The organism is Sorangium sp. So ce887 (assembly GCF_051521455.1).
Classification (GTDB): domain Bacteria; phylum Myxococcota_A; class Polyangia; order Polyangiales; family Polyangiaceae; genus Sorangium.
Window position 1 is genome coordinate 8931620 of the sequence record NZ_CP150354.1, and the last position, 17395, is coordinate 8949014.

12 protein-coding genes are annotated in these 17395 nt (G+C 71.8%); 8 read left to right on the forward strand and 4 right to left on the reverse strand.

From position 1 onward, the window contains the following. Positions 1 to 20 precede the first annotated feature (20 nt). From WMF36_RS33380 to WMF36_RS33390, 3 genes are all read right to left on the reverse strand, one after another. On the reverse strand, positions 21 to 581 hold the full coding sequence (locus tag WMF36_RS33380) for a sigma-70 family RNA polymerase sigma factor (RefSeq protein ID WP_437574832.1): 561 nt from the start codon (positions 579 to 581) through the stop codon (positions 21 to 23). A gap of 190 nt (positions 582 to 771) precedes the next feature. Continuing rightward, entirely contained in the window at positions 772 to 1677 is a 906-nt protein-coding gene (locus WMF36_RS33385) for a helix-turn-helix transcriptional regulator (RefSeq protein WP_437574833.1), read from the reverse strand. Positions 1678 to 1796: 119 nt separating this feature from the next. Next, on the reverse strand, positions 1797 to 2915 hold the full coding sequence (locus tag WMF36_RS33390) for a sigma-70 family RNA polymerase sigma factor (RefSeq protein ID WP_437574834.1): 1119 nt from the start codon (positions 2913 to 2915) through the stop codon (positions 1797 to 1799). 225 nt (positions 2916 to 3140) lie between these two features. Here WMF36_RS33390 and WMF36_RS33395 point away from each other — a divergent pair, with 225 nt between their 5' ends. The 8 genes from WMF36_RS33395 to WMF36_RS33430 all read left to right on the forward strand — a co-directional run bounded on the left by WMF36_RS33395 (position 3141) and on the right by WMF36_RS33430 (position 16851). After that, positions 3141 to 4316, forward strand: a complete 1176-nt coding sequence (locus WMF36_RS33395) for a hypothetical protein (RefSeq protein ID WP_437574835.1) — start codon at positions 3141 to 3143, stop codon at positions 4314 to 4316. A gap of 275 nt (positions 4317 to 4591) precedes the next feature. Then, positions 4592 to 5980: a hypothetical protein gene (locus tag WMF36_RS33400; RefSeq protein WP_437574836.1), complete on the forward strand. Its 1389-nt coding sequence runs from the start codon at positions 4592 to 4594 to the stop codon at positions 5978 to 5980. Positions 5981 to 6017: 37 nt separating this feature from the next. Further along, positions 6018 to 7544, forward strand: coding sequence for a hypothetical protein (locus WMF36_RS33405; RefSeq protein WP_437581987.1), 1527 nt, complete (start codon positions 6018 to 6020; stop codon positions 7542 to 7544). A gap of 948 nt (positions 7545 to 8492) precedes the next feature. Beyond that, positions 8493 to 8774: a hypothetical protein gene (locus tag WMF36_RS33410; protein ID WP_437574837.1), complete on the forward strand. Its 282-nt coding sequence runs from the start codon at positions 8493 to 8495 to the stop codon at positions 8772 to 8774. A 334-nt stretch (positions 8775 to 9108) separates the two neighbouring features. Then, positions 9109 to 10551, forward strand: a complete 1443-nt coding sequence (locus tag WMF36_RS33415; RefSeq protein WP_437574838.1) for a hypothetical protein — start codon at positions 9109 to 9111, stop codon at positions 10549 to 10551. A gap of 10 nt (positions 10552 to 10561) precedes the next feature. Beyond that, on the forward strand, positions 10562 to 15328 hold the full coding sequence (locus WMF36_RS33420) for a sigma 54-interacting transcriptional regulator (RefSeq protein ID WP_437574839.1): 4767 nt from the start codon (positions 10562 to 10564) through the stop codon (positions 15326 to 15328). A gap of 459 nt (positions 15329 to 15787) precedes the next feature. Continuing rightward, positions 15788 to 16663 (forward strand): hypothetical protein, encoded by an 876-nt coding sequence (locus WMF36_RS33425; protein ID WP_437574841.1) that lies wholly within the window; start codon positions 15788 to 15790, stop codon positions 16661 to 16663. After that, positions 16660 to 16851 carry a hypothetical protein gene (locus tag WMF36_RS33430; RefSeq protein WP_437574842.1) on the forward strand — a complete coding sequence of 64 codons (192 nt, stop codon included), beginning with the start codon at positions 16660 to 16662 and terminating at the stop codon, positions 16849 to 16851. Before WMF36_RS33425 ends, WMF36_RS33430 begins: the two co-directional genes overlap by 4 nt. A gap of 309 nt (positions 16852 to 17160) precedes the next feature. Here the strand turns inward: WMF36_RS33430 and WMF36_RS33435 are convergent, their stop codons facing one another. Further along, positions 17161 to 17358, reverse strand: coding sequence for a hypothetical protein (locus WMF36_RS33435; RefSeq protein WP_437574843.1), 198 nt, complete (start codon positions 17356 to 17358; stop codon positions 17161 to 17163). Positions 17359 to 17395: the final 37 nt, after the last annotated feature.

Consider the following 17395-nt stretch of genomic DNA (forward strand, 5'->3'; position numbering starts at 1 on the left):
CGCGACCAGGCCTTTGATGCTCACCACGACCCCACGCTCTGGGTGGAGATCTCCCCGACTTCCCGAAGCCTCATGTCGTCACGCAACGCGCTGATGGCCTTTGTGCGTCGCTTGTAAAGCGTGGAGAGAGGTAGCCCTGCGTCTTCGGCTATCTTGGCCATCGGGACGCCGTGCAGGTCGTGTGCCACGAGAACGAAGCGCAGATCCGGATCGAGATCGTTCACTGCGTCCATGGTGCTGGCCCTGACGTTGTCGGACTCCATCGCAGTGGCGGCATCCGGCGCTGGGTCGAACACCTCGATCAGATCGACCAGCACCTCCCTGCGGTGCCGCGCACGCTCGTGGTAGTGCGCGGCAAGGTGTACAGTGATCGCGTTCAACCAGCGTTCCGGCCTGCCGCGCTTCGGGTCGAACCTGGGCCAGCTCTCCCAGGCGTTGACCCAGACTTGGCCCGCGACGTCGCCACGATGGCACCGAGGGACCCCCAGCCTCGCCAGCCAGCGCGGCACGGCACGGACCAGCATCGGGCAGAACAAGCGCGCGTGCGCGGCGGCGCGCTCGTCTACTTTCAGACGCTCCATGGCTTTACCCCGTGGGCGATCCGGCGCCCTATGATGATAGCTCGGCCCATGCCAACGGAGGCGTTGAGCGGCTGTCGATGGTCAGCGGGTTTTCCCGCGGGTGTTCGCCGCCGCGCCGAAGCGTAAGCCGTGGTTGGCGTCCCGGATCGCTCGCCCGTTTCCACTGAACGCGAGGCAGGCAGGGCTGCGCTCACCCATGGTTCCCGACTCCTGGTAGCGTCGTGTTCAGCGAAGAGCGCTCAGCGTCCTCCCAATCGGATCCGCGTGCAGGACTGGACCCACCTTCTTCACGCTGTAGCGGGAAGCTCGTCAGCGTGGCAGCGCGGCGCGCGAGCTCGTCCCCCGCCCCGGCGCGAACGGGGAGCGGCGACCGCAGCCGCGGCTGTGGAGGCGGCGGGAGCTTGGCCCGTGGGCTCGTGGCAACGAGATCTGGAGCCGGCACCACGGGCGGAGGAGCATCGGGCGCGCGACGAGGTATCGCGGGCGGAATCGGCGGCACTGAGATCGACGGCGGCGACGCCGCGGGACGCGCCGAGCTCTCGCGCTTGGTGATGGGCTCACCGATCCGCATCACCACCGTTTCCTCCGCGTCCGTTCGGCGGTCGTCGCGCAGCCGCCACAGGCGCTCCCAGTACCGCGCAGGCGTGCCGGTGAAGGCTTCCAGCTGCCGTGCGAGGCCGGGCGTCATGGGGAGGTCGCTCCTCAGCAGCCGCTCCACCTCCCTTGGTTCTAACCCCGTGCTCTCGGCCAGCTTTCTCCTCCACGAAGGCATCGTCGCGCAGAACGATTCGAGGACCCTGCCTGGCCCGGGGACGGAGCGCGCGCGGGCGTCTGTCAGCTCCGCGAGCGCCGCGTCGACGTGACAGTCCAGAAGGCGGCGGTATCGATCACGCTCCCCCGCGGCCTGCTCCTTCGCATCGGTGAGGGCGGCCTCCTCGTCATCATGCGCGTGCTCGCGCGCCTCGCGAAGCCCGCGCTCGCGTCCCAGCGCTTCGCGCGCGGTGACCGCGAAGCCGATCGCCACGCAGGCTATCATCGCGAGCCCGAGCGGCGAAATGAGCCACATCGCACCCAGTAGATCCTCCGTCGTATTCATCGCGTTTCGTCTCCTGGACGTGATCGTTCTTGTCGGGAACAAGGCGGATCTTCGCCTTGTGCTGTCCGAGGACATCACCAGGGTCACCGCCTGCTAGCTGCCGAAGGACAGCCGAGGATTCAGCGAATCTGCCGGAGGAGTGCTTCGCGCTCGGCGGCGAGCCGCCCACGGGGGAACTCCCGCGCGTGGGTGTTCAGCAGCCGGAGCGCCTCGAGGTTGGCCATGGCGTTGCGGGCCTCGATGGCCCTCCGGGCCTGGTTGATCAGGCTCCTCTCGCGCTCGCCCCCAGTCGGTCGAACGACGCTCGCCGGAGATGCGGGCCGGCGAGCGCTCGTCGTCGAGGGAACGGGCGTGCTGCTCGCCACCGCCTGCGCGCGCGCGCTTCCTTGCTGCCTCGGCGACGACATCTCGCGCGCGATCGGCGCGACCGGTGCCGCGGCGCCGTGCGCGCGTTCTCCACCGGCGGGCGCCGCGGCGCCGTGCGCGCCGTCTCGCGCAGGGGGCGCCGCGGTGTCCTGCGCCGCGGGCCGGGTGGCAGGGACCGCCACCGCCCCGAGCCACGATTGCACGTCAGCCAGGGGCGGCGCTGACGAGACGACCGCGCCGGTCAGCACGACGAGCGCGCCCTGAACGAGGATCCTCACGCCCAGACGGCGCAGCGAGGCCACCCACGACGCGCGACGGCCGAAGCCCAGTGCGAGCGGCACGCAGGCGCTGTCGTCCCTTCCCTGAGAGCGCTGCTGATCCTGCCACCGCTCCCGCTGCGCCCGGAGCGCCTTGCGCGCCCGCCAGTGTCGCGTCCTCACCGTGGCCAGCGGGAGTCCCTGCTCGGTGGCGATCTCGGCGAGCGGGACCTCTTGCAGATCGTGCTTGATCAGGAGATCCCGGTACTTGGGATCGAGTTGGTCTATCAGCTGCCGCGCGAACTCTTCCCGCTGCCGTCTCCGCAGCAGCTCTTCCGGCGTGGGGCACTCGTCTCGGACCTCGCACTCATCGAATGACGTCAGCACCTCGCCGCGGCGGCGTGCGTCACGGACGTGATTGCGCGCCTGGTTGATGGCGATCGTGACGCGGTACGGAGCTGGGTCTGCCCCCGGGTCGAGCCGCTTGTCGGCCTCCAGCCCCCGCAGCAGCGCTTCCTGAGCGATATCCTCGGCGTTTCGCGCCGGCACGCCGTGGCGCCGGGCGAGGCGCCGGAGGAGCTCGAAGCCGGGGGAGACGGTCGCTGGCTTGTCCACGGTCAGCAGCACACTTGAGCCGGCCCAAACGCTTCAAAAAATAGAACCGAGGAGCAACTTTGGTCGGACGATGTGCTCCAGGGTAGCACCATCAGTTACACAAATCGGGGCTCGCCGACGGCTGAGCGCATTCCGTCATCCGGCCGCCAATTCTCGCCCAAGCGGTCGAGACGTCGCGGTTTCCGCCGGTTGACGCCGAACGGCCGGCGTTAGTACCGTCACTGGATGCGTCACATTGCGCATTCGCTCTCGATTCTTCTCACACTCGGGGCCGCGACAGGCTTCACGACCTCTGCCAGCGCCGACGATGTCCCCCCGAAGGCGCGACAGGCTTCACGAAGTCTGCCAGCGCCAACGGTGTCCGCCCCGAAGGCGAAACCGAGCCACGGTTCATCGGTGAAGGACCCTGTTCGCCGTGGTCGGCTAGCGCGCAATGCCGGACGGTGGATCGAGGCACACGCTGCCTACAAGGCTGCTTTCGAGGCCGCGGACCCGACGACCAGCACCGAGCGAGAGCGGGCGGAGATCGCCGGCGAGCTCGGCCTTTGCGAGGTCGCATTGCACAGGTACCGCGACGCGGCCGAGCACCTTGCCAAGAGCCTCGAACAGCGCGAAGCGCTGCCGGAGGCGCTCGAGCGGCGATTCGAGGCAGGACAGCGCGAGGCAGTGAAGCGCGTCGCCACACTCGCGCTCTCGGTCGATCCGCCTGACGCCGAGGTGCTCATCGGTGGCGAGCGCATCGGGAGGACCGCGCGCACTTACACGCTCTTCTTCGAGCCGGGCAAACACATCATGGTGCGGGCTCGGGCACCGGGCCACGCAGACGCGTTTCAGGGTTTCCTCGGCGTGGTGGGCGCGGAGCACCAGATGACGCTGGAGCTGTCCCGTGCGGCGGCGAGCAGCGCCAAGGAGGCGAGCAGCGCCAAGGGCACCGCGCCAGCGACGCCGACCCCCTCGCGCACGTTGCCCGCTGCGCGCGCGCAGGCTCCCAGCCCGTGGGCCTCCTGGCCGGGGACGCTGCGCATCACGGGGATCGCCGTCACGACGGCTGGCGTGACGGTGGGCACCCTCCTCATGGTCCGGGCGGGCAAGCTCGATGACGACCTGAGCGCCCGGCGAAACCGGCTCCAAAGCGAGCCGTCATCGAGCGCGTCGATGTGCTGGCAAGCGCCTCGGAGCTCGCCGTGTGGCGAGCTGGCGCGCCTGCAGGACGCGCGCAACATGCACGGCCGCGCCGGTCTGGCCGCGGTGATCACGGGCGGTGTCGTCGGTGCCGTGACCGCCGCGTCGTTCTTCACGGACTTCTCTTTCCTGGCATTCAAGCCGGCGCGGGATCGGGTCAATGTCTCTCCCGTGGCGAATGGGAACGAATTTGGGGCGCGAATCGAGGGGGCATGGTGACCACGCGGGGGGCCGAGAGCATGAGTTCGCTGGTAGACCGACGCGCCGTGACGTCGGTCGTCGCTCTCGCAGTCAGCGTGTGGGGAGCTAGCCTGCTGACAGCTTGCGCTAGCTATTCCGATGATTGCGCGGAAAAGCTGGCGTGTTCTCCAGATCCGGAGCCTCCGCCCGACCCGTGCGCGGCAGAGCCCGGCACAGCGCCAGCGCTCGACCAGTGCGGAGTGTTTGTCAGCGAGCAAGGTGACGACAAGAACGCTGGCACGAAGGACGCGCCGGTGAAGACCTTGCAACACGCGGCCGGCCTCGCCGCGCAGGTTCGCGACAACGGCCAGGCGCCGACTCGGCGCGTGTACGCGTGCGGCGGGGTGTTCGAGGAGGCCATCTCGCTCCCCCAGGGGGTCGACCTCTGGGGCGGCCGTCTGTGTGCCGGCGGCGACTGGTCCTACGGAGGGCCGCTCGACGGGCAGCACGCGTTGACCGTCATCGCGCCGCCCGTGGGGATCCCGGTCCGGGTCCTCGGGGGGGACGACGCGGTCCTCGCGGGGGAAGACGCGACGTCGGTGATCGTCGGCGTGCGCGCCGTGGCGGCCGACGCCTCCGCGAGCGACGGCAAGTCGTCGATCGCGATGGTCCTGAGCCATGGGGCCAGGGCGATCGTGCGGGCAAGCGAGATCTACGCAGGCGACGGCAAGGATGGAGAGCCGGGCGAGGACGCGCCGAGCTTTCGCGCGAACGCCGGCGTGGTGGGGAACAACGGCGCGGACGCCTGCACCGCGGACGTGGCGCTGGGCGCCCTTCCGGTCGTGACCGTGTGCGGCGATGGCATCGAGTCGAGAGGTGGCTACGGGGGCGACGGCGGCCTCGAGACGGGTGGCGATGGGGCTTCAGGACTGCCGGAACCGGTCGGGAATCCGGACGAGCGCGGCCTGGGCGGCTTCGGCGCGTCCAGCATGGCGTGCAAGGAAGGGCAGAAGGGAGCGGACGGCGCCCCTGCAGAGCGCGCTGCCGGAGCGCTTGCCGATGGCCTCCTGGGCGTCGACGGATGGGCCGGCGTCCGTGGGGAGGACGGGAAGAAGGGCGGCGTCGGTCAGGGCGGCGGTGGGGGTGGCGGCGGCAAGGGGCGCGACGACTTCATGAACGCGTGTCCGACCGGTCGGCCTCAGGGCGGTGCGGCCGGCGGATCGGGCGGCAGCGGCGGGTGCGGTGGCGAGGGCGGCAAGGGGGGCGACTACGGCGGCGCGAGCATCGCGATCGTGGCGCTGTACGGGAGCGACCTCACGGTCGTGGACAGCAAGGTCCTCGGGGCCAAGGGCGGCGATGGTGGGGTCGGCGGAACGGGCCAGTGGGGAGGCGCTGGCTACGGCGGCGGCAATGGTGGACGCGGTCTTGTGACCGACAAGTCGGTTGGGTGCCGCGGCGGCTTTGGCGGCCGAGGCGGCCGAGGCGGCGATGCCGGCGGCGGCCTCGGGGGCCACTCGCTCGGCATCGGATCCGTGGGCGCCTCCGTGACCCTTCTCCCGGATGCGACGGTCTTGCCCGGACAAGCCGGCACCGGGGGGCTCGGCGGCAATGCAACCCCGGAAGCTCTGTCCGGCACAGGGAACGACGGGACTGCGCTCTTCTGGTACAGGTTCGATGAGCAAGATCCGGAAGCGCCTCGATGAGCCGCCCTGCGCAGGCGGCGCACGTCAGGACACGCACATGAAGAAGACCTCCGCTGCACCCTTCGTCCTTCTGTTGTCGCCGTGGGCCACCGGCTGCGGGACCGTGCCCGACGTGAGCGACGCTGGCGTGATGCCTTGTGAAGGCACATCGTGCGAGGACGAGCCGCCTCCGGAGTCGGTCTGCGTCGAGCACGTCGCCGCCGATATCCTCGACGACGGTTGCGGCGTGTTCGTCGCCGGAGCCTACGGTTTTGGCGACGACGGGAACCCCGGCACGAAGGCGAAGCCGGTGTTCACCGTCGAGCGCGCCGTCGAGCTCGCGCGCGCTGGACGAGGGCGCGTGTTCGTCTGCAACGACGGATTCCGGTTGCATCAGGTCAGGCTGCCCTCCGGCGTGGATCTCCTCGGGGGCTTCGACTGCCGGAAATGGGTGCGCAGCGATCTACCCAAGCGGTCCTCGTTTTTTCACGATCCGGTCCCCACTCCCATGGTGATCATCGAGCCCGCGGGCCCGGAGGACAGGGGGGCCGCGGACGGGGTGTCGACGCTCGCCGATCTCTACATCCAGGCCTGGGGACCGACCGGCGTGCTCGCTCAGTCCAACACGGTGGTGGAGATCCTGCGGAGCGAGATCTCCGCCAGCAATGGATGGGGAGGCGTCGATGGCGAGGAGTGGCCGTCCAGGCAACCAGACGGACCGGATGGCAATTTCGGTGGGGACGCGTGCTCGGCGACACGCGTCGCCGGCGGGCCTGCGTCCGTGAACCGGTGCGAGAACGGGCTCACGAGCGTCGGCGGCAAGGGAGGGGACGGGCTGTCCGACAGCGCCGAGGATGGCGGCGACGGGGAGCCCGCCTACGCTTCGCCCTCGCGCGGCGGTATCGGGGAGCGGGACAACGTCAGTTGCTCCATCGGATTCACTGGGGGCCCGGGGGCTCCTGGAACGCAGGGTGCGCCCGGCAAGGGCATCGGGCGCCTCACCGAGACAGGATGGGAGGGCGACACGGGGGGCGAGGGCACCTGGGGCACGCCGGGCCAGGGCGGCGGCGGCGGTGGCGGTCGCTGGGGCGGGCTCGCCCTGTGCGGCGTGGCCTCCAAGGGAGGCCCAGGCGGAGGCTCGGGCGGGGCCGGCGGTTGCGGAGGCCGAGGGGGCCGCGGGGGAGCGGCCGGACTGCCGTCCATCGGCGTCGTCGCGCTTCACGCCCGGGTGACCGTGCGCGATACAAAGATCACGGCGGACGATGCCGGCTGGGGCGGCGACGGCGGGGAGCCCCAGGACGGCGGCCGAGGCGGCAGAGGCGCGCCGGGCGGAGTGCTGGCGGATGAACTGGCCGCCTGTTTCGGCGGCCGGGGCGGGCAAGGAGGGCCCGGCGGCTACGGCGGCCCAGGGCGCGGCGGCGACTCGATCGGCATCGCCTATCTCGACGAGGACCAGCTCACGCTCGAGGGCGTCACCATCGAGACCGGACAGCCGGGCAAGGGCGGGACCAGCTGGAACCACGATGGCACGACAACGATGGGGCCGAGCGGTGAGGCCCACCCGACGCTTCGCTTCCCCGAATAGCCGAAAGGACGGCGCGGATCGCCGGTTTCTCGTCCGGCTCGCCCACGTCGTGGATGCCATAATAGGGCCCGAGGAGGCTCACGTGGAAGCCGAGCGAAGCCCTGTTGCTGAGCGATGGAACGGGCTCGAAGTCCTTGTGGCGATAGATGCGGGCCGAGTACGCCGGAACGATCCCACCTGACAACAGGTGAAGCGATTCGTTTTGAATTCGGTATCAATCTCCCAGGCGGCGGATCATCGCTTTCCATGCTGGGTACTCCGCTCGCCCGCGGGTTGCGGCTCCAACCAGGCGGCGGTACTCCTCCGTATCGTCGTAGACGGGCAGGGCGATGTGTGCCCGCGGCACGCCGATCCGCCCCTTTGCACGCTCTGCGCCACGCGGGGCCCACTCTTATTTGTTGTTCTGTGCTTTGGTCTCGCGGCGTGCAATTACGATGTAGGGGAATGCTATGTCCGGGGTTCGGGAAACGAAGGTGCCGGCGGCAGCATCATTACCCCGACTGGAGGGGTCGGAGGCTTCGGGTGGTATGTGCCACTGGAGCCGCAAGATCACACGGGCTTCGATGCGGATCCGTGCTCGCAAACCGTGGAATGCACGGTCACGTGGAAGGCTGGCTCGGATGTGTGCGGTAACCAGGGCGCGGCCGGCAGCTGCACAACCAAGTATCAGGGCGAGCACGCGAGCTTGGACGAAGCCAAGGATCGATGTGAAGAAGCCTACGGGGTTCGAAACGGCTCCGGTGCGCAGTCATGCGACTCGTGTCGGTGGGCGACAAGCTCAAGCTCGTCCGACTGCAAAGAGGCATGCAAGGAAAAGTGTGACAAAATTCATGATCGATGCCACGAAGACTGCAACAAATATGACCGCACTCAAAGCTGTCGCAAGAAGTGTAACGACGAGTATTCCTCGTGCCTTAGGGGTTGTGACCGAAATTGTTAGGAGGATCAATGCTGGAGCTCACCACGACATTTACACCCGCGGACGGGAGTTCGCCTCGAACCATCACACTTCGGGTCAGTGACGTGCGTCCGGACCCAGATGGCTTCACGTGGTCCGTGGCCGTCGATGTGCTTGGATTCAAGTATGATGACAGTGTGCGCCTGAAGCAGGTGGACTGGGCGGCTGCGATTGAGGACGCAGGGCGATTCATCAAGAAGATGGTGGCAGACAAGGTGGAGCTTGCGGGCGGAGGAACGCTCGACCCGCCCATTCTTCCTCCGGAAACATAGGCCTTCGACTACACGATGCGGCGCGGCGACCATGGGCGGCATCCGCAGCCCTTCGAGCTGGAGATAGCCGAGCGGCCCTGCGCGAGGCGCCGCTGGAGGTCCTAATGCTGTTCCAAGCGATGCCTCTGCCCCGAGTTGTCATGAGGTGTCCGCCGGAGATCGCGAATCGCTGCCGGTCGTCGTCAGGTCGGGTTACCAGCTCCTGGTCACCCCGCCGTTCCAGTTACCACATCCCCTGGTAACGGCCTCGTTGCGACGCTCACAATCCATTGAAATTCAATGACTTAGCGCGATGGCCCGAGAGCTGCACCAGGGCCGGGCAGGAGGTTTTCCCATGGTAACCGCATCGACGTCCCGCCACCTCACGCTCCCCTTCGTCCTCTCCACCCTGATCGTCGCGTGCGCCGGAACGACCGACAGCGGTAGCTCGAACGACGGCGCGCCGCCCGACCCGGCGCCTCACCCTGGCCAGGTCCCCGACCAGCAGCCGGCGCCCGGCGTGAACTCGGCGCCCGATCTCGCGTACCCTGGCAAGGGCTTCATCGTCCACGAATGGGGCACCGACACCGTGGTCGTTGGCTCCGACGGCTCGCTTCAACCGGGGCTGCACCACGAAGAGGAGGACCTCCCCGCCTTCGTCTATGACCGGCTCGAAGCCGGCTCGCTCGATGGCGCGACGTCGACGAGCGTCAACGTGAAGATGGAGACGCCGGTCACCTACTTCTACGCCGAGGAGCCGCTCACCGCGTTCGTCCAGGTCGCGTTCCGCAAAGGGATCTTCACGCAGTGGTACCCCGCCGTCCGCGAGTTTTACCCGCCCATCTTCGCGCCCAACACCGTTGCTGGCGTGACGACGTACAAGGACCCGGCGTTCGACCCCGAGTTCCCCTTTGGCTCGCCGGTGTGCTCAGAGATGTACGGCCCGAACGCGAACGGCTATCTCGAGTGGGGTGCGCTCGAGATCCTCGGGCGCGACAGCGACATCCCCCTGCCCGAGGCGCCGCTCGATCGGTTCACGTGGGCCCACGCGCGCCAGGTCGGCGCCAACCCGCTCCGCATCGCAGGCGTGCCCGGCGCGACGGAGGCGCCCCAGCACGAGCGCTTCCTGTTCTATCGAGGGCTCGGCAACTTCGACCTGCCCGTCCGCGTGACGGCCGGTGTCGACGGGGCGATCTCCGCCGAGAACACCCTCGGCGAGGCGATCGGCACCGCCTTCGTCCTCAATGTTGGCGCCTCGGCGGGCGCGTTCGTCGCGCATCCCGAGGGTATCGCCAGCGGTGGCACGCTCGTCGAGCATGCCCCCTCGCTCGAGGGAGCTCCACCCCTCGACGAGTTCGTCGAGGCGCTCGGCGTGAGCGTGATCGACGCCCTCGACGCGACCGGCCTGTACCATGACGAGGCCGTCGCCATGGTGAACACCTGGAAGCGCCAGTGGTTCCGGACGCCGGGCGTGCGGGTGCTCTACCTCGCCCCGCAGGCGTGGACCGACGCCTCGATCCCGCTCACGGTCCAGCCCACGCCCGACGCCGTCGTGCGCATGATGATGCTCCGCGTCGAGGTGCTCTCCCCCGAGACCGAGGCGGCCGACGTCGGCGCGGCGCGGCGGCTCGCAGACCCGTCCACCGCCGGCGAGGCCGAGCGCCACTTCGACGACCTCGGGCGCTTCGCCGAGCCGCGCCTCCGCCGCGCGCTCGCGCTCCTCGGCGAGCCCGCGTACGGCGAGCCCCTGCTCGCGCGCATCGCAGCCGGAGCGACGGCGAGCGCCGCGCGCGAGTAACCTCTCCGCCATGCACGCCCCACGGCGCGAGCCCTTCGTTGCCCATGCTCGGTACGAGCCGGGCGAGATCCTCGGACAGGGAGCGCAGGGCGTCGTGGGGCGCGTGATCGACCGCGAGGCGCGAGGGCGCGAGCTCGTCGCGAAGGTGTTCCGTCAGGGCGCCTTCCGCGAGGACACCCTGCTCGGCGAGTTCGCGCTGCTCGCGCGCCTGCGCGTCCCCGGCGTGGTGCGGGCGCACGATCTCGGGCGGGACGAGCGGACGGGAGTCCCCTTCCTCGTCGAGGAGTACGTGGCCGGCGACGACGCCGCGGCGTGGGTGCAGGGGGCTCCGGCCGTCGAACGCCCGGCGCGGCTCGCGCGCGTGCTCGGCGGCGTCGCGATGGCCCTCGCCGCCCTGCACGACGCGGGGTTCGTGCACAGCGATCTCAAGCCGGCGCACGTCAGGATGCGGCCCCTCGGCGGGGGCGGCGCCGAAGCCGTGCTCCTCGACCTCGGGGCGGCGGTGTCGAGGGCGCGCGCGCCGGGCGGCGCCGTTGCGTTCACCTCGGCCTTCGCGGCGCCCGAGCTGCTCGCCGGGGGCACGCCTTCGCCCGCGTCCGACCTCTACAGCCTGGGGGCGCTCGCGTGGTGCTCGGCCGCAAGCCACCCGCCCGGGCCCTGGCGCGCGCGGCGCCCGCTGCGCGACGCCGCCCCGTGGGTCCAGCCGAGCGTGGCCGAGGTGATCGAGGCGCTCCTCGCCCTGCACCCGCGAGACCGCCCCCCCGAGGCCCGCGAGGTGCTCCGGCAGCTCGGCGTCGCGGCCGCGGAGGCGGGTATCGCCGTCGGGGCGCCGCCCGCGCCCATCGGGCGGGAACGCGAGCTCGAGACGCTGCAAAAGGCGCCTTCAGGACGCGTGCGCTACATCACCGGACCGAGCGGCGCCGGCAAGAGCCACCTCGGCCGCGAGCTCGTGACGCGGGCGCTGCTCGGCGGGCGGAGCGCTCGGTACGTGGCGTTCCCGCGCGAGGCCGACCCGCTCCTGCCGCGGCTCATCGCGTTCTTCCGGGGCGCCGAGCGCGCGCCGCCGTTCGTGACGCCGCCCGGCGATGGGCTGCCGCTCCTGCTCTTGCTGGACGACCTGGACCAGGCCCCGGCCGAGCTCCGCGCCGCGCTCGACGCGTACCGGTGCCGGCCGGCGGCGCCCGGCGGCGCGGCGATCGAGGTGGTCGCGACGGTCCGGAGCGCGCCCGAGGGCGCGGAGTGCGTGGCGCTCGATCCGCTCAGCGACAGGAGCTTCGGCGCGCTGTGCCGCGCGCTCGGCGTGGACGACGAGGCCCGCATGCGAGAGGCCGCCGCGGCGTCGGGGAAGAACCCGGGGTGGCTCTTCGCGTCGCTCGGGCGCGTGCCGCTCACGGAGGACACGGCGATCGAGCGTGTGCGCGGGCTGTCGGCCGACGCCTGCGCGACGCTCGCGGCCATCGCGATCGCGGGCGGCGCCCTGCCCGAGGCGCTCTGCCGTCCCGGGTTCGGGCGCGGCGGCCGTGCGGCGGTGCGCAGCGGCGGGCAGCCGGCCGCCTCCGGCGAGCGGGCCCTCGGCGAGCTGCTCGCGGGTTCGCTGATCGCGAGGCGGGAGGAGGCGGCCGGCGCGCTCTACACGCTCTCCGCTCCGGCCCTGGCGAGGGAGCTCGCCGCGGCGCTCGCCACGCCCGAGGTCGCCGAGGAGGTCGCCGCGGCGCTGCTCGCGGATCCCAGCGCGCCTGCGTCGGCGCTCCTCTCGGCGGCGGCGTCGCCGTGCACGAAAGCCTGCCGCGCGCAGCTCCACGAGCGGGCCGCGGCGCAAGCGCGCGAGGCCGGGCTGCGGTCGGAGGAGATCGACGCGCTGCTCGCGCTCGGCGAGGACGCGGACCGGAGGACCCCGGGGCTCCTGTGCAGGCTCGAGCGGCTGACGCGGGACGCGGGCGTGGGTGCGGCGCACCCGCAGGTCGTGGCGTGGCTCGACGAGGCGGCGCAGCGGGACGAGCGGGTGCTCGTGCTCGCGCTGCGGCGGCGGGCGGAGAAGCGCGCGCGGGATGGGGACGCGACGGCGGCGAAGGAGCAGGCGCTCGCGGCGCTCGCGGCGGCGCGGAGGCTCGGCGGAGGGGCGGCCGAGGCGTTCGCGCTGTCGACGCTGGGGCTCGTGGCGCTGATGCGCGCCGACTGGGGCGAGGCGGAGGCGTGGCTCGCGGGGGCGCTGGCGAAGCTGCCCTCGGCGGGCGAGCGCGCCGACGATGTGGAAGAGGTGGCGCGGCTCCACCACAACGCGGGCATCGTCGCCCTCTACCGCGGCCAGGTGGACGACGCGGTGCGGACGTTCGAGGCATCGCTCGCGGTCAAGCGGAGCCTCGGGGACCGAGCCGGTATGCGGTCGTGCCTGATGAACCTGGGGATCGCGCTCGGGAAGGCGTCGCGTTACGAGGACGCCTTCCGCGCGCTCGACGAGGCGATGCAGCTCGCGCGGTCGCTGGGTCAGGTGGCGGGGCGCGGCTGGTGCCTGTCGGCGCGCGCGGACATCGAGGTGCGCCGCGGCGACGCGCGCGCGGCGGAGCGTTGCATCGAGGAGGCGTGGGCGCTCGCGGCGTCGCTCCCTGCGGCGATCCAGGCCGATCTGGTGATCGCGCGGGCGAACGTGGCGTTGCTCGACGGCGACGGTCCGCGTGCGCTCGCGGCGCTCGCGGCGCTGGAGCCGGGCGTGCGGGCGAGCGACCCGCTGGTGGACGCGCGGGCCTTGGTGGCGGAGGCGCAGGTGTCCCTCACGAAGCTGCCGGCGGAGCCCCGGCGGGCGGCGCGGGGGGCGATCCGGGCCGCGCGGCGGGCCCGCGCGGCGATGCTCGCGGAGGTGGAAGCGCAGGCGCTCGACGTGCTGCGCTCGGCGCGGCAGGGCGTGCGGCGGGCGCCGGCCGCGGCGACGGCGCGGGGCGGCGCGCGCCCGGCGCAGGGCGCACCGGCGGCGGCGCAGAGCACACCGGCGGCGGCGCAGGGCGCACGGGCCGCGGCAGGCGGCGCGTATGCTGGCCGAGGCATGACGGCGGTGGCGAGCGGGGAGGACGACGCGCTCTGGGCATGGCTCGGGTCGGTGGCGGCCGCGGGCGACGGCGCGAACGCGGCCGCGGAGGGCGCCGCGGAGGCCGCAGTCGGGCTCGCACGCGCCCTCGTGCAGCAGTCGGGGGCGGAGCGCGCGCTGCTCGCCGTGGTCGACGAGCAGGGACGGGTGGCCGCGGCCTGGGGCGCCGACATCGACGGGATGGAGATCGCCGAGGCGGCCCGGCGCATCACGGCGGACCTGGTGCAGCTTGCGCTGAGCCGGGCCGCGTCCGTCCACTACCAGCGCGACGTGGAGACGCCGGGCGGCCGCGGCTCGCGGCTCCTGCTGCGTGGCGGCGCGGACCACGCCTCGATGGGCGCGCGCGCCCTGGCGGCGGGCGCGGCCGCGCCAGGTCCGGCGCTCCCCGGCGCTCTGCGCGCGCTCGTCGTGATCGAGCATCGGTTCCGCCCGGCGTGCTTCGACGCCGTCACGGAGGCGCAGGCCGCTCGCTGGGCGTCGCTCGCGGGGCTCTTCCTGCGGATCTTCGCCCGCCCCGGAGCGCCGGACGAGCCCCGCCGCATCGCCCGCCCCGGAGCGCCGGACGAACCCCGCCGCGAAGGCCTGGCGCCTGCCGGCCTCGCCTCGCTCGCCGAGCCCGCGCCCGATCTCCGGCGCGCCGAGACGACCGTCGTGCCCGCGGCCCCGCTGCGGAGGAGCTTCCCCGACATCCTGGGCCAGAGCGCCGCGCTGCGCCGGGCGCTCGCGCGCCTCGACGCGGCCATCGACAGCGACCTGCCCGTGCTCCTCACGGGCGAGACCGGCACGGGCAAGGAGCTCTTCGCCCGCGCGCTCCACGATCTCGGCCCGCGCCGTTCGCGCGAGCTCGTCGCCGTCAACTGCGGCGCCGTACCCGACGCGCTCTTCGAGGCGGAGCTCTTCGGCCACGCGCGGGCCTCGTTCACGGGGGCCGAGCGCGCGCGTCCAGGCCTGCTCGCCCGGGCCGAGGGCGGCACGCTCTTCCTCGACGAGCTGGGGGAGCTGCCGCTCGCGCGGCAGGCGGTGCTGCTGCGGGCGCTGGAGTCACGGCGCTATCGCCCGGTGGGCAGCGACGACGAGCGGCCGTTCGACGTGCGGATCGTCGCGGCCACGAACCGGGATCTGGCGCAGGCGGTCGCCGAGCGGGCGTTCCGGCAGGACCTGCTCTTCCGCGTGAACGCGATCGAGATCCACGTCCCGCCGCTCCGCGACCGGGAGGGCGACGTACCGCTGCTGCTCAACGGGTATCTGGGTCGGACGGGCGTCCCCATCGAGATCGCGCCGGGCGCGCTGGCGGCGCTCGATGCCTATTCGTGGCCCGGCAACGTGCGGGAGCTCGCGCACGTGGTCCAGCGCCTGGCCGCGCTCGGCGTGCGCCGCGTCGAGCTCGAGCACCTCCCGCGGGCGATGCGAGCGAGCGCGCGCCGGACGCCCACCGCCGCGGAGCGCCCCGCGGCCCCGGCCCGACCGCCGGCCGGTCCCGTCCCGCCGCCGGCCGCGGGGCGGAGGAGCTCGGGCGAGGCGCTCCGCGTGCTGGCCGAGGACGACGAGCGCGAGCCGATCCGGCGCGCGCTCGCGGAGACCGGCGGGAACATCAGCCGCGCGGCCGAGCGTCTCGGCATCACGCGCCACGGTCTGAAGAAGCGCATGACGCGCCTCGGCATGCGCGCCCCCTCCGGGTCGCAGAGGAAAGCGGAGTGAATCCCTCGTGAACGCTCTGCTGACAGAGAAGCAGGCAAAGACAGCATCGGAGGACTCTTTATGAAGGGCAGCGGTTCCGGAGCACTGAACACGTCGAGGCCCAGGGAGGATCACCATCGAGGCCGCGAGGCGGGAAGAATCGTCCCTCCGATCTTCCCGTGTCGCCGTCTTCGAGGTCCGAGCTCTCGCCGTGGATCGAGCGGGCGGCTCGCTCTCGCGCTGTTCATCGCGGGCTGCTCGCCGGCGGTCGTCGACGACTCGCCGGCTCACCTGCCGGACGGCGGAGGTGGCGCCCCCACCACGCCGCCGTCACCCGCTGCATGCGACGCCTCTGCGGCCGACGGTGTCGCGGTCTCCGCCTCGTACGTCCACGCAGGCGTCCCGCAGGCGCCCGGAGCTCCCCCCTACGCGATCGACGGCTGCTGGCTGGTTTACGTCGCGGCGCCCGAGGCTGGCGACGTGAGCGGCGATCTGAAGCTGCGTCATCTCGGCACGGGCGAAGAGCTCCTCCTCGCGCCCGCCGCCGAGGCGCCCCGCCGGCCTGCGCTCGCCGGCGATGTCGTGGTCTGGGAGGCGACGGAGAATGGAACACGCGTGGTGCGCGCGCGCCGGGGCGGCGAGACCGGTACGATCCCCGGCCCGTTCGATCATGCGGGCGAGCCGCGCGTGGAGGGAGGCGCGGTGGTGCTGACGGGCTGGCTGACCGCGGACGAGGCGGGCGACACGGACGTCTTCCTGTACGAGACCGGCCAGGCGGAGGCGGTCCGCATCGCGTCCGGCCCGGGGCAGCAGCGCTTCCCGGACATCTCGGCGACGCACGTCGCCTTCGCCGACTTCTCCGAGGATCCCGACGGCCGCTTCGACGAGGACGCGCGCGATCTCGCGGACATCGTGGTCTATGATCGACGTACGAGGCGCGCCACCCTGCGCGCCCGGGAGGGCAAACAGGCCTTCCCGATGCTCGGCGCCGGCGAGAGGATAGCCTATCTCGAATGGGCGCCGGTTCATCCGGAGCCCAAGTTCGAGCAGTTCGAGCTGCGGATAGGAGACATCGTTGCGCCAGGGAGCGGCGACGCCGTGGCGGCGAGCATCGAGATCGCGAGCGCGCCGTTCGTGCTTCCCGCGGTCCGTGGCGAGCTCGTCGAGTGGGTGGAGCGGCCTGAGGTGGGCGAGGCGTCCTTATGGCGGAGGCCGGCCGATCTCTCGGCGGCTGCGGTCGAGGTCCCCGGGCTCTCGGGGCTCGAGCTGTTCGGGCCGTCGGCCTCGGCGACGATCACGGTGCTCGGGGCGCGCTCGCCGGGCGGCGCGCTGGAGCTCCGCGGCATCCCGCGGTGATCCACAGGGCCACCTGCCGCGCAGGCTGGCTCCTCGGCGACGCGGTGCGCGTCCGGGAATGCCACCTCCCGGCGGCGATGGAAGAGCCGCCTGCCGGACAGCAATGGCGTCGTGGGCTGTCGCCGCTCTTGCCGAGCGCACTCAAGAGCACCGTCCTGCGCCGCAAGGCGCTCGGGGACGCCGCGTAGCCGCAAGAACATCCCGGGCCAGACCAACGCCCGGAGGGCGATGTGTGCCCGCGGCACGCCGATGCGCCCCTTGGCACGCTCTGCGCCGCGCGGGGCCCACTCCTTCGACCCATGAACGACGCGTCGCGACGCTCGCGGTCCCGCCACTTCGATTCGCCGCGCCACACTGCTTCGCGCAGCGATCCGGCTTCTTTTACCTACGCGCTCTCGGTGTGATAGAGGTGCTTCCGCTCCGGTCGAGCGTTCGCAGAGCTGACCGCCTTTCAGGGACCACCTGTTGGCCGAAAGAACGGATCACGTCCCAAGTTGCTACGTAGACGATGAGCCCTGCCCGTGCATCTTGACCGCAGCCGTGCCGCTTTCGCTGTCGACGATCTTGTTAATGACAGCCTGAACCGCCTGCCACCGCGTCGGTCGCGTCTCGATCTCCCCGGTAATTGGATTCCAAGCCGACCACTTGTCCGGTCCCGTTTGCTCAACCTCGATCTCGATCCTTGTCTTTCCCATGAGCTCCTCCACTGCATGACAACAGATCCCTACTACC

Coding starts and splice junctions, on each gene's coding strand:
- WMF36_RS33380 (WP_437574832.1), bottom strand. CDS start 581: ATGGAGCGTCTGAAAGTAGACGAGCGCGCCGCCGCGCACGCGCGCTTG.
- WMF36_RS33385 (WP_437574833.1), bottom strand. CDS start 1,677: ATGAATACGACGGAGGATCTACTGGGTGCGATGTGGCTCATTTCGCCG.
- WMF36_RS33395 (WP_437574835.1), top strand. CDS start 3,141: ATGCGTCACATTGCGCATTCGCTCTCGATTCTTCTCACACTCGGGGCC.
- WMF36_RS33405 (WP_437581987.1), top strand. CDS start 6,018: ATGAAGAAGACCTCCGCTGCACCCTTCGTCCTTCTGTTGTCGCCGTGG.
- WMF36_RS33410 (WP_437574837.1), top strand. CDS start 8,493: ATGCTGGAGCTCACCACGACATTTACACCCGCGGACGGGAGTTCGCCT.
- WMF36_RS33415 (WP_437574838.1), top strand. CDS start 9,109: ATGGTAACCGCATCGACGTCCCGCCACCTCACGCTCCCCTTCGTCCTC.
- WMF36_RS33420 (WP_437574839.1), top strand. CDS start 10,562: ATGCACGCCCCACGGCGCGAGCCCTTCGTTGCCCATGCTCGGTACGAG.
- WMF36_RS33435 (WP_437574843.1), bottom strand. CDS start 17,358: ATGGGAAAGACAAGGATCGAGATCGAGGTTGAGCAAACGGGACCGGAC.